Below are 12746 nucleotides of genomic sequence, written 5' to 3'. Positions count from 1 at the left end.
GGCTCCCGTAATGTCGCTGCTTGAACCGGTTGAGGGGATGCCGAAGAAACGCCGCAAGCTCAATAAAGAGATGGAAGCGGAGATGGCCGCTGCCAAGCGCAAGATTGAGCTGGTGGGCGCGCTGATCAACGACATCCGCGATGAAGACATCCAGGGTGAGTACCTCGGCGCCTTCACGCAAATCCGCAGTGCCGTGGTGAATCTGATCGCGAAGTACACAACGGACGGATTCTGCGAAGAGACCGAGGGCCTTCTGGCGCTCTACAAGGGCTTGATTGAGCAGTTTGAAGAGGAGTACGAGCTCTGAACAGGCACGAACGCAGCACAGCGTTTAGGTTCACTTGCCTTCGTGCCTTGCCATGGCTCTTCGAGAGACCAAACCCCAGGTGTCACCGCTGCGCCTCAAGATCACCGTGTTGATCGCCGGCTTCGGGCCCCTGGTCGCCATTGGCCTCTGGCTTCAGTCCAAGGGGTTTTTCAACTGACGCCATGCATCGATTCCTCGCCACGGCTGGACTTCTCGGCCTCGGCCTGGTTCCTAGCGTGAGCTGGGCCGAGACCATCAACTTGACCCTGCGCAACGGCGACAGCCTGCACGGGGAGTTGCTTGAGCGGAATCCAGAGAACGGGACCACGGTGCTGAACCACCCCCAGCTGGGACGGCTGGAACTCACCGCAGACCAACTCAAACCAGCCACGACCAAGCCCCTGTGGACCAGCTCGGTCTCAGCCGGTGCGATCGGCAATGAGAAGGATGGCGACAACTCCCTGTCGGTCAGCTTCACCGGCAAAACCCGCTACAAAGACGATCAGCAGAAGCTGTCATTAAGCGGCAGCTTCAACGCAAGCAAGTCGAAGGATTCAGGAGAGTCACTCTCGATCGATACGGAGAAAGGGTCAGCGGAACTCCGCTACGACAAACCGATCGGTTCCAACCTCGATCTGTTTGCTCTCAGCGGTTACCTCTACAACGGCACCAATGATTCCGGGGTGAACACTGTTCTGGGGAACATCGGTGTGGCATTCCCGCTGTTGAAGTCAGAAACCACTGAGCTCACCATCTCCATCGGTCCGTCGCTCCAGTGGAGCGGCGGTGGCATCAGCTGCGCCAGCGACTCGTTTTGCGGCAACAGCTATGGCGGCGCAACGCTGACGGCCGATCTCAACTGGAAACCCTGGCCCACGCTCCAGTTCGGACTCCAAAACCAGTTCACAACGGTCTGGGCGAATGAGATTCAACCGGCCAACACCCTGACCGCTGAGGTGCGCTACTACCCCGCAGAGAACAGCAAGTTGTTCACAACGTTGCGGGTGCAATCGATTTACCAAAGCATGCACACACCCGAGTTAAACAACACCATCACCGCTCAGGTGGGTGCCGACTTCTGATGACAACACCCATGCTTCACCCTCCACTGAACGCCGAACAGATCCGTGCCCTGTTCACCAAGCCCTACGGCACGCCAGGCCCCACAGCTGCGCAGTGGAAAGCCGTCTATGCCAGTGACGTGCATTTCACCGATCCAACCCAGGAACGGCAGGGCATTGACGCCTACATCCTTGCCCAGGATGGTCTGATGCAGCGCTGTGATGACGTGTTCCTGGAAACGGAATCGGTAGTAGTAAACGGTGAAACAGCCTTTGTTGAATGGCGCATGGGCCTCAAGATCAAAGGGATTGAGTTCATCTACCCCGGGGCGACCCGGCTCCGCTTCAATCCAGATGGAAAGATCGGAGACCACCGCGATTATTTCGATTTCGTCGGCCCCACGTTTGCTCCAGTGCCCATGATTGGTGGACTGGTGCGTTGGCTCTACAAACGCTTCGTTGCCTGAACCACGGCCCCATGGCCATCTGTTGATCGGCCCCCCGGGCAGCGGCAAGACCACCCTCGCCACGATCCTCGCTCCGCTGCTCCCTGCACGGGTGATCGCCAATGACGCCCTGAGGGAACAGCTCTGGGGAGACGCGAATGTGCAGGGTCCTTGGTCTGAATTGGAACCGCATCTGCATGGCGCCATCGACCGCGTCATCGCCGATGGCGACAACGTGCTGGTGGATGCAACCCATGCACAACTCAACTGGCGCCAGGGGTTGATGCAGCGGAGCATGGGGGCCCAGCACCTGCCATGGACCGGCTGGTGGTTGCAGACACCGTTGGATCAGTGCCTGGTCTGGAACCGCAGCCGCCAACGGTGCGTTCCAGAGGCCGTGATTCGTGCGATGCACCTGAGCCTGAACAGCCCCCCCAACAGGCCCGACCTCAGCGAAGGATTCGCAAGCTTGATCCGCCTCAATCCCGCCGCCCCCCAGCTCAGCGATCAGATCAACCGGGCCCTCCAGACCATCCTTGACCCCTTGCCATGAAGAAAGGTGAGCAGGTCATGCACCCCCTTGGGAGTCCCATCAACGTGATCCCAACGGCACAAGGGTCATGACACTCGGCGAACTCTTTCTCGAAGCCATGTCCACCGGCGTGATCACCAACGGTGAAATGGCGTGGGTGACAGCCCGCCAGGATCAATTCACACGAACTGAGGAAGCTGTCGCCCAACGGCTCGGCCGTTTGATCGACGAAGGCACGATTCAACTGGGGTGTCGCATGCCCATGGCCTGATTGAAGGCCTAGTGATGGTGCTTGCGTCGCCGCGAATGACGACGCATCCGCTTCACCAAACGGCCGCTGACGGAGCGGCTTTCAGCACATTCGAGCTGATTCCAACGCCATCCCAGCCAGGACAGCACCACGACGATGGCAAGGGCGATCAACCAACCCACGGGGACAACGGCTTAAGAGAACAACGCAGGAACCAAAGCTGCTGGAGCCCAGTTCTCTTCCATCGTTAATGCAACAGGTGGCGATGCAGTCCAGCCAGGCCTCAACCGACTCAATGCGTTGTACAGCGGCCAACGCAGCGCTGTCGCGGCTTCCCTGCTCAGCCGTGAAGGGAGCAGGTTTCAGCGCTGACCGTCCTGGTCAAGGCTGAACTCAAGCAACGCTGCCGTGAGCAGGGTCTTCATCGACTGCAGGGCCTCCTGCTCTCTGGGATCTGGCCCCCCGGGCCATTTCTCAAGGTGAAAGCTCACCGAGCGGTGGAGCAGGCGAACAGCTTCAAGGTCCAGATCGAACTGGAGGGTGGGGCGAGGCTCACTCATGACTCCATTCTCCCCAACACCACGTTGACAGCCAAAAGGACTGCGAGTAGTACATAGTTACCAATAAGACGCGTATGGGCATCGTCAACGCTCCGCCGCCAAGCGCCTGGCCACCGATGGGATCAGGGCAACTCCGACCGAGCCGGTCCCTCATGGTGTGCCTCACCTGCCAGCACTTTCAACACACCCTTGCTGAGGCAGGGGTTACCCAGCCAGCCTGCGCACACCACCAACAGCGCATCCCCCAAGGAGCACACCTCACACACCGCTGCCATCAATGGATGCAACGGCTGGAGAAGCAGATCGGCTGGTGCCCTGAAGGGGCCTGATGCACCGCCCAACCTTCACAGCGAACACAGCAACAAAAAGCCCCCTCCGAGGAGGGGGCTTTCCGATTCAGTTGATCTGAATCGTTTTTGCTGTTCCAAAGGGAACAGGTTGATTCCAGATCAACCGATGGCAGGAGCCTGCAGAGCCACAGGAGTGGACTCAGCGGCAGCCAGGTCGAGGGGGAAGTTGTGAGCGTTGCGCTCGTGCTGCACTTCCATGCCGAGGTTGGCGCGGTTCAGCACATCAGCCCAGGTGTTCAGGACGCGGCCCTGACTATCCAAGATGGACTGGTTGAAGTTGAAGCCGTTCAGGTTGAAGGCCATGGTGCTGATGCCCATGGACGTGAACCAGATGCCGACAACAGGCCAGGCGCCCAGGAAGAAGTGAAGGCTACGGCTGTTGTTGAAGGAGGCGTATTGGAAGATCAGGCGACCGAAATAACCGTGGGCAGCCACGATGTTGTAGGTCTCTTCCTCTTGGCCGAACTTGTAGCCGTAGTTCTGGGACTCAGCCTCGGTGGTTTCACGCACCAGGGAGGAGGTCACCAGGGAGCCGTGCATGGCGGAGAACAGACTGCCGCCGAAAACACCTGCGACGCCCAGCATGTGGAAGGGGTGCATCAGGATGTTGTGCTCAGCCTGGAACACCAACATGAAGTTGAAGGTGCCAGAAATGCCCAGGGGCATGCCATCAGAGAAGGAACCCTGACCGAAGGGGTACACCAGGAAAACAGCCATCGCTGCAGACAGCGGAGCGCTGTAAGCGACGCAGATCCAAGGGCGCATGCCCAGGCGGTAGGAGAGTTCCCACTGACGACCCATGTAGGCGGAAATGCCGATCAGGAAGTGGAAGCAGACCAACTGATAAGGGCCGCCGTTGTACAGCCACTCATCGAGGGAAGCAGCTTCCCAGATGGGGTAGAAGTGCAGGCCAATGGCGTTTGAAGACGGAATAACAGCACCGGAGATGATGTTGTTGCCGTAGATCAAGGAGCCAGCGACGGGCTCACGGATGCCATCGATATCAACCGGGGGAGCGGCGATAAAGGCAATGGTGAAGCAGATGGTGGCCGCCAGGAGGCAGGGAATCATCAGCACGCCGAACCAACCCACATAGATGCGGTTGTTGGTGTCGGTCACCCACTGACAAAAGGCTTCCCAATTGCTCTGGCGTCCGCTGCGAATTGCGGTGGACATGGAAGAAAAGAAGACGGATGAACCTCTCCCTCAAAAAAGGGACAGGTGGATTAAGTGTATGGACGGAACGTTCCGTTACATGACAACTCAACAATCAGAATCAGGTCTCAAAAAAACTTCATTAAGCGCTTTATCAAGCGTTCATGAAGTTGCATGAAGCAGCCACTCGCGGGATTGCTGAACGAAGCCGTTCCAGTTCACCCGTTCCTCCTCTGCAGCCCGAGCCACCAACAACGGTGCCTGCTGCTTCAACGCCACAAGATCAAGCTCGTCAACGCCGGCATTGATCGCCAGCCAATCCGCCATGGAGCGTCCCACCACACGGGTGAGGTAAGCCGCACTGAGGGCCTGCATCGAACCGGCGATCAGCCAGCTCCCCCCATCCAGCTTGGCCAGCCCCAGCAAGGTCTGTCCGGTCCACTCCACCACGCCCTGGGCGAGGGCCACCCGAGCCAGCTGCGCCGCAGCTTCCCTCAGCACATCCGGTTGCAGCGATGTTCCCCAGATCTCTCCCATCTCCTTGATCATCAAACCGTTCGCCACCGCCACGGCCAGAAGATCAAGGCTGGCGATGGGGGAGGCCATCACCGACCCGGCCACCACCCACTGGGTGCGCTGCTGGATCTGCAGAAAGCGTTCGCGACGAAGCGATTCGAGGTCATGCTGCCAACGGCGATGCAAGTCCGCGAGGAGACGCGGACGCGCCTCCATCGCAGCCTGTTTCAGCGAACGGCGCAACGGTGCCAGGGCAGTGCGCAGCTGCATCGAAGACTCCTGAACCAGGATCCGCTCACGCCAGCGCTCGGGAAGATCGTCCCGAACAGCCGCGCCGGCATCGGTGGATGCGTCCTGCGCATCGGTCGACACAAGCAGCCAGGCCGGCTGATCGTCCGGCACCTGCTGCAGCCAGAGCAGATCTGAAGCCAGCAGAGGCGCCTGCAGGCTGAACAGGATCAGATCCTGATCCAGCAGGCCGCCGGGCCAGGAACGGCTGCCGTCGTCGGTGGTCAGGGGATGGCAGAGCGACAGCGTCACCGGCGCCGGGCCAGCAAGAGAGCTGCTGAGGTCTGCCTCATTCGGTCCCTGAGAGCCCCCCAAGGCGACCATCGCCATGCGCACCGGACCACAACGGTCCTGCACCCGTTTCAGTTCAGCGCGACGGGCCTGATCGGCAGAGGGTTGCTGCTCAAAACGTGCGAATTGATCCAGCACCTCCTGGCACCGAGCGATCCATCCATCCAGAGAGACCGGCGCCGCAAACCGCGGCTGACTTGGCTTGCGGCCAAGCCAGATCACCACGCCACCGGCGGCCAGCAGACCCAGTCCCCCGCCGGGAACATGCATCACATCACTGATCAGCCACTGTCCAGCAAGCAGACCAGCTCCAGCCAGAGCCAACGGCCGCAGCAGCGACGACGGTGGCATCACCAGTTCTGGCCATGAAGCCGGGAGTTTCAACAGAACGGCTGCTGTAGCAGTGGCCCTTCTTAGCTCAACCCACCACCTGACACCAGAACTTCAGGCCAGAAACACGAGTTCTCCATAAGTTGGGAACAGGCCGGAGTCAGCCGTGACACACAGTCATCCCAATGCGATGGTCGACAACCGCCGGGGGGTGCGCAGGGTTCTGATGGTGGCCCTGGGCCTGAACATCAGCATGTCGCTGCTGAAGCTTCTGGTGGGGGCCATGAGTGGTTCCCTGGCGGTGATCGCCGATGGCATGCACAGCGCCACCGATGCGTTGTCCAGCCTCACGGGACTGGTCACCAACAAACTGTCCGATCCGCGCCCCGACAGGGATCACCCCTACGGCCACCGCAAATACGAGGCGGTGGGAGCCCTGGGCATCGCTGGTTTCATCCTGTTCACAGCCCTTGAGATCCTGCTGCGTTCGGGGGAAAGGCTGCTCGAGGGCCTGCCACCGATCCGGGTGACCAGCCAGGAGCTGGTGCTGCTCACGCTGGTGCTGGGGTTCAACCTCCTGCTGGCGGGATATGAGCTGCGGGAAGGTCGGCGACTGAACAGCAACCTGCTCAAAGCGGATGCTCAACATGCGGCGAGCGACGTTTGGACCACCGTGGTGGTGCTGGTGGGCATGGCCGGGGCGGTGTGGCTGCAGGTGAGCTGGCTCGACGTTGCGCTGGCCATCCCCATGGCACTCCTGCTGATCCGTGTGTGCTGGCAGGTGCTGCGCGGAACCTTGCCCTGGCTGGTGGACCACATGGCGGTGGCACCTGAAGCCATCTATGCCGAAGCGATGGCCACCGCCGGCGTCTTGAACTGCCACGACATCGCCAGCCGGGGCGTTCTGGGCCAGCAGGTGTTCATCGAAATGCATATGGTTGTCGACGCAGACGACCTCACCAAGGCGCACCGGATCACCGAACAGGTGGAAGAGCGCTTGGACGAAAGTTTCGGGCCGGTGCGGTGCACCATCCATCTGGAACCCAAGGACTACGTGGAGGACGGGATCACCTACACCGGCGCCCATGGCTGAGGTCGACACCACAACCCATGCGCTGGCTGGACTGACCGAGCGTCAGCAGCGGGGGCTGATTGAGGTGCTCGATGAAGTCCGTCGTGCCGACGGCTGGTCGTGGCAACTGCCGGTGTTGCTGCGGGAACGCTGCTGGCTGCGGCTGTCTCGAACTCCCCTGACCGAGCTGCACCGTTTGCTGCCTCCGGATGGACGCGATGAAGCCCCGGAACTGGTGCATTACCGGCGCTTGCTGAAACAGGGGATGGATCCACTGTTGGCCCAACAGAGCTGCTGGAGGGAGTTCGGCATCGAGGACTGCCAAAGGGCGCTGCAGGACTACTGGAACAGTCGTGACACAGCCATCCACGGCTGGACAGCGGAGCGGTACCGACAACTGGTGAGCAGCTATCGCGAACGGATTGAACGGGGGATCACGGTGGTTCCGATGCTGGTGCTGGCTCGGAAGAACAGCGTTGAATGCCACCAGCTGCTCTGGATCACGGAAAACACCCCGGTGATGCGTCACACTTGCGCCTGATTCCAGGCCATGGGCCATGAGTGATTCCTACAGCGATCCCCAACAACAGGCGGGACAGGGAGACGGCGGCCGAGATGGTCAGCGCAGTCGTGGCAACCGTGGTGGCGGCCGTGAAGGCGGAGGCTTCCGGATTCGCCTGAGTGACAACGAAATGCGCTCAGCCCGGGCCCTGCAGGAGGCCTTCAATCTCCGCTCAACCGTGGCTGTGCTGGGTTTCGCGGTCCGCAGCCTTGGCCAAATGCTGGAGGACGGCCAACTGGACGCTCTGATCGAACAGCAGAAAAATCAGCCTGCCCGAGGTGGCCGGCGTGATGGTGGTGGTCGTGGCCGCCGTTTTGACGATGAGCGTGGTGGCCGCGGGTCCCGTCCGAATCCCTTTGCCCGACCAGCCAAACCCCAGCCGGAGGCTGCAGCTGAACCGGTTGCCGAGCCGGAGGCCGAACCAGTGGTGGAGCCGGTGGTGGAGTCAGAAGCTACCGCCAGCGACGACACCAACACCGCAGCAACCGAGGCCTGATTGATGAGCCGGCCAAGGGTTCTTTCCGGGGTGCAACCGACCGGAGCACTGCACCTCGGCAATTGGCTGGGTGCCATCCGCAATTGGGTTGATCTGCAGGAGACCCACGACACCTTTGTGTGTGTTGTGGATCTCCATGCCATCACCGTTCCCCATGACCCCAGCCGCCTGGCTGAGGACACCCGTTCCACAGCAGCGCTCTACCTGGCCTGTGGCATGGACCCCAAACGCTGTTCGGTGTTTGTGCAGAGCCAGGTGGCAGCCCACAGCGAACTGTGCTGGTTGCTGAATTGCGTCACGCCGCTCAACTGGCTGGAGCGGATGATTCAGTTCAAGGAGAAAGCGGTGAAGCAGGGGGACAACGTCTCCGTGGGCCTGCTGGACTATCCGGTGTTGATGGCCGCCGACATCCTTCTCTACGACGCTGACCTGGTGCCCGTCGGTGAGGACCAGAAGCAGCATCTGGAGCTGGCGCGCGACATCGCCCAGCAGCGCATCAATGCCCGTTTCGGCGGCAAGGACACGCCGGTGCTCAAAGTGCCCAAACCGCTGATCCTCAAGGAGGGGGCACGGGTGATGAGCCTGACGGATGGTCGCAGCAAGATGAGCAAGAGCGATCCCAACGAGGGGAGTCGCATCACGCTTTTGGACCCTCCGGAGCTGATCACCAAAAAGATCAAACGCGCCAAGACCGATCCAGAGCGTGGCCTCGAATTCGGCAACCCCGATCGACCGGAAACCGACAACCTGCTTGGGCTCTACGCAATCCTGAGCGGCAAGGGGCGGGAGCAGGCCGCCACTGAATGCGCCGAGATGGGTTGGGGACAGTTCAAGCCGCTGCTGGCCGAAGCCACCGTGAGCGCGCTGGAGCCCATCCAGGCCCGCTACCGGGAGCTGATGCAGGACCCCACAGAGCTCGATCAGGTGCTGAGAACAGGCCGTGAGAAGGCCGAAACCGTGGCCAACGCCACGCTTGAACGGGTTCGGGATGCCTTGGGTTTCGCCCGGCCAGCCTGATCAGCAACAAAGAGAAGCATTAGCTGCTCTGATCAATGCGACGGCCATGGGCTCAAGCCATGGCCCCTGAGGCTTGGGGGAGACAACGTCAGCCGCAGACGCGAGTCTCGCAAGACTCTCAGTCTTCTCTCAGCTGCACATACACAGCACAGACAACGCGTCAACCCCTCAGGCCCGATCTCGCGTCCAGACCTCGTGGGCCAGCACTCTGATCGTCCACCTGAATGTTCTGCGTGCATCGCCTTTTTTCTGCGTTCAGCCCAGCCACACGTTGGAGCCGGCCTGTCGTCGGTGCAGCCCTGACCGCAGGATTGGTGCTGTCCGCAGGAGCCAAACAGCCGCTCCAGAACGCAGAGGCGGCCGCAGAACATTTCGAGCAAAGCGCCACCAGCAGCCGCGACACCAGCAGCCGCGCCACCCTGTCCTCCGGCAAGGAGGGTGGTCGTTACGAGCTGACACCTGAGCGACGCGCCCTGCTCAACACCATTCGCTACGCCGAGGGCACCTGGAAAGACGGTGAAGACAAGGGTTACCGGATCATGTACGGCGGCGGGCAGTTTCAGGACCTCTCACGTCATCCCGAGCGGGTGATCGTGAAGCGCTACACCAGCGCCGCAGCGGGGGCCTATCAATTCCTGCCCAAGACCTGGAAGGGCGTGGCGAAGGAGCTCAAGCTGTCCAGCTTCGAGCCCAGGCACCAGGACCAAGCCGCTCTGCACCTTGTTGATCGTCGCGGTGCTCTCAAGGAAATTGACCGAAAAGGGCTGACCAGAAACGCCATGGCGAAGCTGGCACCCGAATGGGCATCCTTCCCCACCTGGACCGGCCGCTCCGCCTACGGTCAACCGGTGAAGAGCCCTCAGGACCTGGCGAGCTTCTACAGCAGCAACCTGCGCCAGCTGCGCAATCAGCTCGGGGCCTGAGGCGAACGGTTCGACCCCAACCTCGCGGCCAGGGCCCACACCTCCGTGACCAAGCCATGCCACGGGTTCATCACCTCCATCGAGACCGCCATGGGCTGCGTTGATGCAGCCACAAGAGAGCGTGTTGCAGCAATGGCCTTCTTGCCCTCCTGCAGCCGCTCCTGCATGCGTTGGCGCTCCTGCAACGGCATCACCTCCTCCGGACAGGCCTGCAGAAGCTCCTCACCGCGCTGAAACCAGTGCTCGAAGTCATCGAGCAGGGATGCCAGCAACTCATCCAGCAGTGCGCCAGCTTCCTGATTGGTTGACTCACCCACCTGGTGCCCTCGGGTCTCGCCCATAGGATGGCGGGCCCCGAACCTGAACCGGTGAGCAGCGCTGCAGCAACCACCCCAGCCCCTTCAGCACCGGTGGTTCTGCCCAAGACCAGCGAAAGCGATCAACTGCTGAAGATTCGGCACTCCATGAGCCATGTGATGGCCATGGCTGTGCAGCAGTTGTTTCCCAAGGCACGCGTCACCATCGGCCCCTGGACCGAAACAGGTTTCTATTACGACTTCGACAATCCCGATCCCTTCACCGAGGCCGACCTGAAGGCCATCAAGAAGGGGATGATCAAGATCATCAACAAGAAGCTGCCTCTCGAACGCGTCGAGGTGAGCCGCAACGAGGCCGAGGAAAAAATCAAAGCCCAGAACGAGCCCTACAAGCTCGAGATTCTTGAAGGACTGCAGGAGCCGATCACCCTCTACACCCTTGGTGAGGACTGGTGGGACCTCTGTGCTGGCCCCCACGTGGATCACACCGGCCAACTCAATGCCAAGGCCTTCGAGCTGGAAAGCGTGGCAGGCGCTTACTGGCGAGGCGATGAAACCAAAGCGCAGCTGCAACGCATCTACGGCACGGCCTGGGAAACCCCGGAACAGCTGGCGGAACACAAACGTCGCAAGGAAGAAGCGCTTCGCCGCGACCATCGCCGCATCGGCAAAGACCTCGACCTCTTCTCGATCGAGGATGAGGCCGGGGCTGGTCTGGTGTTCTGGCACCCCCGCGGTGCCCGCATGCGCCTGTTGATCGAGGAGTTCTGGCGCCAGGCCCACTTCGAGGGCGGATACGAGCTCCTTTACACGCCCCACGTGGCGGACATCAGCCTCTGGAAGACCTCAGGCCACCTCGACTTCTACGCCGAGAGCATGTTCGGCCCGATGGAGGTGGACGAACGGGAGTACCAGCTCAAGCCGATGAACTGCCCGTTCCACGTGCTCACCTACGCCAGCAAACTGCGCAGCTACCGGGAACTGCCGATCCGCTGGGCGGAGCTTGGAACGGTGTATCGCTACGAGCGGCCCGGTGTGATGCACGGTCTGATGCGGGTGCGGGGCTTCACCCAGGACGATGCCCACGTGTTCTGCCTGCCGGAGCAGATCAGCGACGAGATCCTGAAGATCCTCGATCTCACCGAACGGATTCTCTCCGCCTTCGATTTCAGCAATTACGAGATCAACCTCTCCACCCGCCCCGAGAAGTCCATCGGCGATGACGCCGTCTGGGACCTGGCCACCAAGGGACTGATTGAAGCCCTGGAGCGCAAGGGTTGGGCCTACAAAATCGATGAGGGCGGCGGTGCGTTCTACGGCCCGAAAATCGACCTCAAGATCGAAGACGCCATCGGCCGGATGTGGCAGTGCTCCACGATCCAACTGGATTTCAATCTGCCGGAACGTTTCGAGCTCGACTACATCGCCGCCGACGGCAGCAAGCAGCGGCCGATCATGATCCACCGCGCCATTTTCGGTTCGCTGGAGCGGTTCTTCGGGATCATGACCGAGAACTACGCCGGCGATTACCCCTTCTGGCTGGCCCCCGAGCAGGTGCGTCTGCTGCCGGTCACCGACGAGGTGCAGCCCTACGCCGAACAGGTGTTGGACCAACTCACCAAAGCTGGCGTTCGCGCCACGATCGACCGCAGCGGTGAGCGGCTCGGCAAGTTGATCCGCACCGGCGAACAGATGAAGATCCCCTTGCTGGCGGTCATCGGTGCCAAGGAAGCGGAGCAGAACGCCGTGAGCCTTCGCAGCCGACGGGACGGTGACCTCGGGGTCACAGCGGTGGCCGACCTTCTCAGTGCTGCCCAGATGGCCAACAGCGAGCGCGCCGCGGGCCTGGAGCTGAACCGATGACGGATACCCCTGTGCAGCATCTGGCCGATCTCGCGCGGCTGCGGGGAGCGCCGGAGTTGGCTCCCCAGATCAGAAACGAGCTGCGAGGAGAACTCGATCAGGCGATGGCCCAGGCCAGCTGGTTCACCATCGGCGTCATGGCCCCGTCCAGGGAGCAGGCCCTCACAGCGCTGCGCAGCCTCGAGCAAAGCCAACAATGGGAGCCGCTGGAGCTCGTCGACAGCCCCGAGGAGCAGGGCCCTGTTTTCTTGAAAGCCAATCAGAAGGGGGGCACGATCCGCATTCGGATCGAGCACGGCCTTGGCGAAGGAATTCTGATCAGTGGCCACGGTGACGACGACACCACGCCAAGCACCACCTGGGGACCGCTCCCACTGGACTTCTTCTCCTGAGCCAACCACGCTGGTAGG

At 61.3% G+C, this 12746-nt stretch carries 19 protein-coding genes; 13 read left to right on the top strand and 6 right to left on the bottom strand.

The window, feature by feature from the left end:
* The first annotated feature begins 37 nt into the window (after positions 1-37).
* The 6 genes from SynRS9907_RS05170 to SynRS9907_RS05150 all read left to right on the top strand — a co-directional run bounded on the left by SynRS9907_RS05170 (position 38) and on the right by SynRS9907_RS05150 (position 2617).
* Positions 38-307, top strand: a complete 270-nt coding sequence (locus SynRS9907_RS05170) for a hypothetical protein (protein WP_006850218.1) — start codon at positions 38-40, stop codon at positions 305-307.
* Between the two features lie 52 nt (positions 308-359).
* Entirely contained in the window at positions 360-485 is a 126-nt protein-coding gene (locus SynRS9907_RS13985; protein WP_006850359.1) for a hypothetical protein, read from the top strand.
* Between the two features lie 4 nt (positions 486-489).
* Positions 490-1389: a DUF481 domain-containing protein gene (locus tag SynRS9907_RS05165; RefSeq protein WP_188022042.1), complete on the top strand. Its 900-nt coding sequence runs from the start codon at positions 490-492 to the stop codon at positions 1387-1389.
* Positions 1389-1835, top strand: a complete 447-nt coding sequence (locus SynRS9907_RS05160; protein ID WP_255445995.1) for a nuclear transport factor 2 family protein — start codon at positions 1389-1391, stop codon at positions 1833-1835. The genes SynRS9907_RS05165 and SynRS9907_RS05160 overlap by 1 nt, the downstream gene beginning before the upstream one ends.
* 22 nt (positions 1836-1857) lie before the next feature.
* On the top strand, positions 1858-2367 hold the full coding sequence (locus tag SynRS9907_RS05155) for an ATP-binding protein (protein ID WP_255445994.1): 510 nt from the start codon (positions 1858-1860) through the stop codon (positions 2365-2367).
* Positions 2368-2434: 67 nt separating this feature from the next.
* Positions 2435-2617 (top strand): hypothetical protein, encoded by a 183-nt coding sequence (locus tag SynRS9907_RS05150; protein ID WP_041434599.1) that lies wholly within the window; start codon positions 2435-2437, stop codon positions 2615-2617.
* 8 nt (positions 2618-2625) lie between these two features.
* On the opposite strand, the gene SynRS9907_RS05145 is transcribed toward SynRS9907_RS05150, so the two are convergent.
* From SynRS9907_RS05145 to SynRS9907_RS05125, 5 genes are all read right to left on the bottom strand, one after another.
* Positions 2626-2778, bottom strand: coding sequence for a hypothetical protein (locus tag SynRS9907_RS05145; RefSeq protein ID WP_170950581.1), 153 nt, complete (start codon positions 2776-2778; stop codon positions 2626-2628).
* A 180-nt stretch (positions 2779-2958) separates the two neighbouring features.
* Complete coding sequence (locus SynRS9907_RS05140; RefSeq protein ID WP_006851951.1) at positions 2959-3156, bottom strand: hypothetical protein; 198 nt, start codon at positions 3154-3156, stop codon at positions 2959-2961.
* Between the two features lie 122 nt (positions 3157-3278).
* Entirely contained in the window at positions 3279-3497 is a 219-nt protein-coding gene (locus SynRS9907_RS05135; RefSeq protein ID WP_188022039.1) for a hypothetical protein, read from the bottom strand.
* Positions 3498-3605: 108 nt separating this feature from the next.
* Positions 3606-4682, bottom strand: a complete 1077-nt coding sequence (gene psbA, locus SynRS9907_RS05130; RefSeq protein WP_006850794.1) for a photosystem II q(b) protein — start codon at positions 4680-4682, stop codon at positions 3606-3608.
* A gap of 141 nt (positions 4683-4823) precedes the next feature.
* Positions 4824-6140: a YcjF family protein gene (locus SynRS9907_RS05125; RefSeq protein ID WP_370586621.1), complete on the bottom strand. Its 1317-nt coding sequence runs from the start codon at positions 6138-6140 to the stop codon at positions 4824-4826.
* Between the two features lie 136 nt (positions 6141-6276).
* Between SynRS9907_RS05125 and SynRS9907_RS05120 the strand changes: the two genes are divergently transcribed.
* The 5 genes from SynRS9907_RS05120 to SynRS9907_RS05100 all read left to right on the top strand — a co-directional run bounded on the left by SynRS9907_RS05120 (position 6277) and on the right by SynRS9907_RS05100 (position 10156).
* Positions 6277-7179 (top strand): cation diffusion facilitator family transporter, encoded by a 903-nt coding sequence (locus tag SynRS9907_RS05120; RefSeq protein ID WP_115082094.1) that lies wholly within the window; start codon positions 6277-6279, stop codon positions 7177-7179.
* A complete protein-coding gene (locus SynRS9907_RS05115; RefSeq protein WP_188022037.1) occupies positions 7172-7699 on the top strand; it encodes a hypothetical protein in 528 nt (175 codons plus the stop codon). The genes SynRS9907_RS05120 and SynRS9907_RS05115 overlap by 8 nt, the downstream gene beginning before the upstream one ends.
* A 16-nt stretch (positions 7700-7715) precedes the next feature.
* Positions 7716-8216, top strand: a complete 501-nt coding sequence (locus SynRS9907_RS05110) for a hypothetical protein (protein ID WP_188022036.1) — start codon at positions 7716-7718, stop codon at positions 8214-8216.
* A 3-nt stretch (positions 8217-8219) separates the two neighbouring features.
* Positions 8220-9233, top strand: a complete 1014-nt coding sequence (trpS, locus tag SynRS9907_RS05105) for a tryptophan--tRNA ligase (protein ID WP_115082091.1) — start codon at positions 8220-8222, stop codon at positions 9231-9233.
* 233 nt (positions 9234-9466) lie between these two features.
* Positions 9467-10156 (top strand): glycoside hydrolase family 104 protein, encoded by a 690-nt coding sequence (locus SynRS9907_RS05100; RefSeq protein WP_255445993.1) that lies wholly within the window; start codon positions 9467-9469, stop codon positions 10154-10156.
* On the opposite strand, the gene SynRS9907_RS05095 is transcribed toward SynRS9907_RS05100, so the two are convergent.
* Positions 10141-10497: a DUF2605 family protein gene (locus tag SynRS9907_RS05095; RefSeq protein WP_188022034.1), complete on the bottom strand. Its 357-nt coding sequence runs from the start codon at positions 10495-10497 to the stop codon at positions 10141-10143. The genes SynRS9907_RS05100 and SynRS9907_RS05095 overlap by 16 nt on opposite strands.
* A 3-nt stretch (positions 10498-10500) precedes the next feature.
* On the opposite strand from SynRS9907_RS05095, the gene thrS reads away from it, so the two are divergent.
* Positions 10501-12336 (top strand): threonine--tRNA ligase, encoded by a 1836-nt coding sequence (gene thrS, locus SynRS9907_RS05090; RefSeq protein ID WP_188022033.1) that lies wholly within the window; start codon positions 10501-10503, stop codon positions 12334-12336.
* Positions 12333-12728 carry a DUF1824 family protein gene (locus SynRS9907_RS05085; RefSeq protein WP_188022032.1) on the top strand — a complete coding sequence of 132 codons (396 nt, stop codon included), beginning with the start codon at positions 12333-12335 and terminating at the stop codon, positions 12726-12728. The genes thrS and SynRS9907_RS05085 overlap by 4 nt, the downstream gene beginning before the upstream one ends.
* Positions 12729-12746 lie beyond the last annotated feature (18 nt).

The sequence above is a fragment of the Synechococcus sp. RS9907 genome (assembly GCF_014279615.1).
Taxonomy (GTDB): Bacteria; Cyanobacteriota; Cyanobacteriia; order PCC-6307; family Cyanobiaceae; genus Parasynechococcus.
The sequence above is the reverse complement of the archived record's forward strand: the minus strand, read 5'-3'. Positions and strand labels throughout refer to the sequence as shown.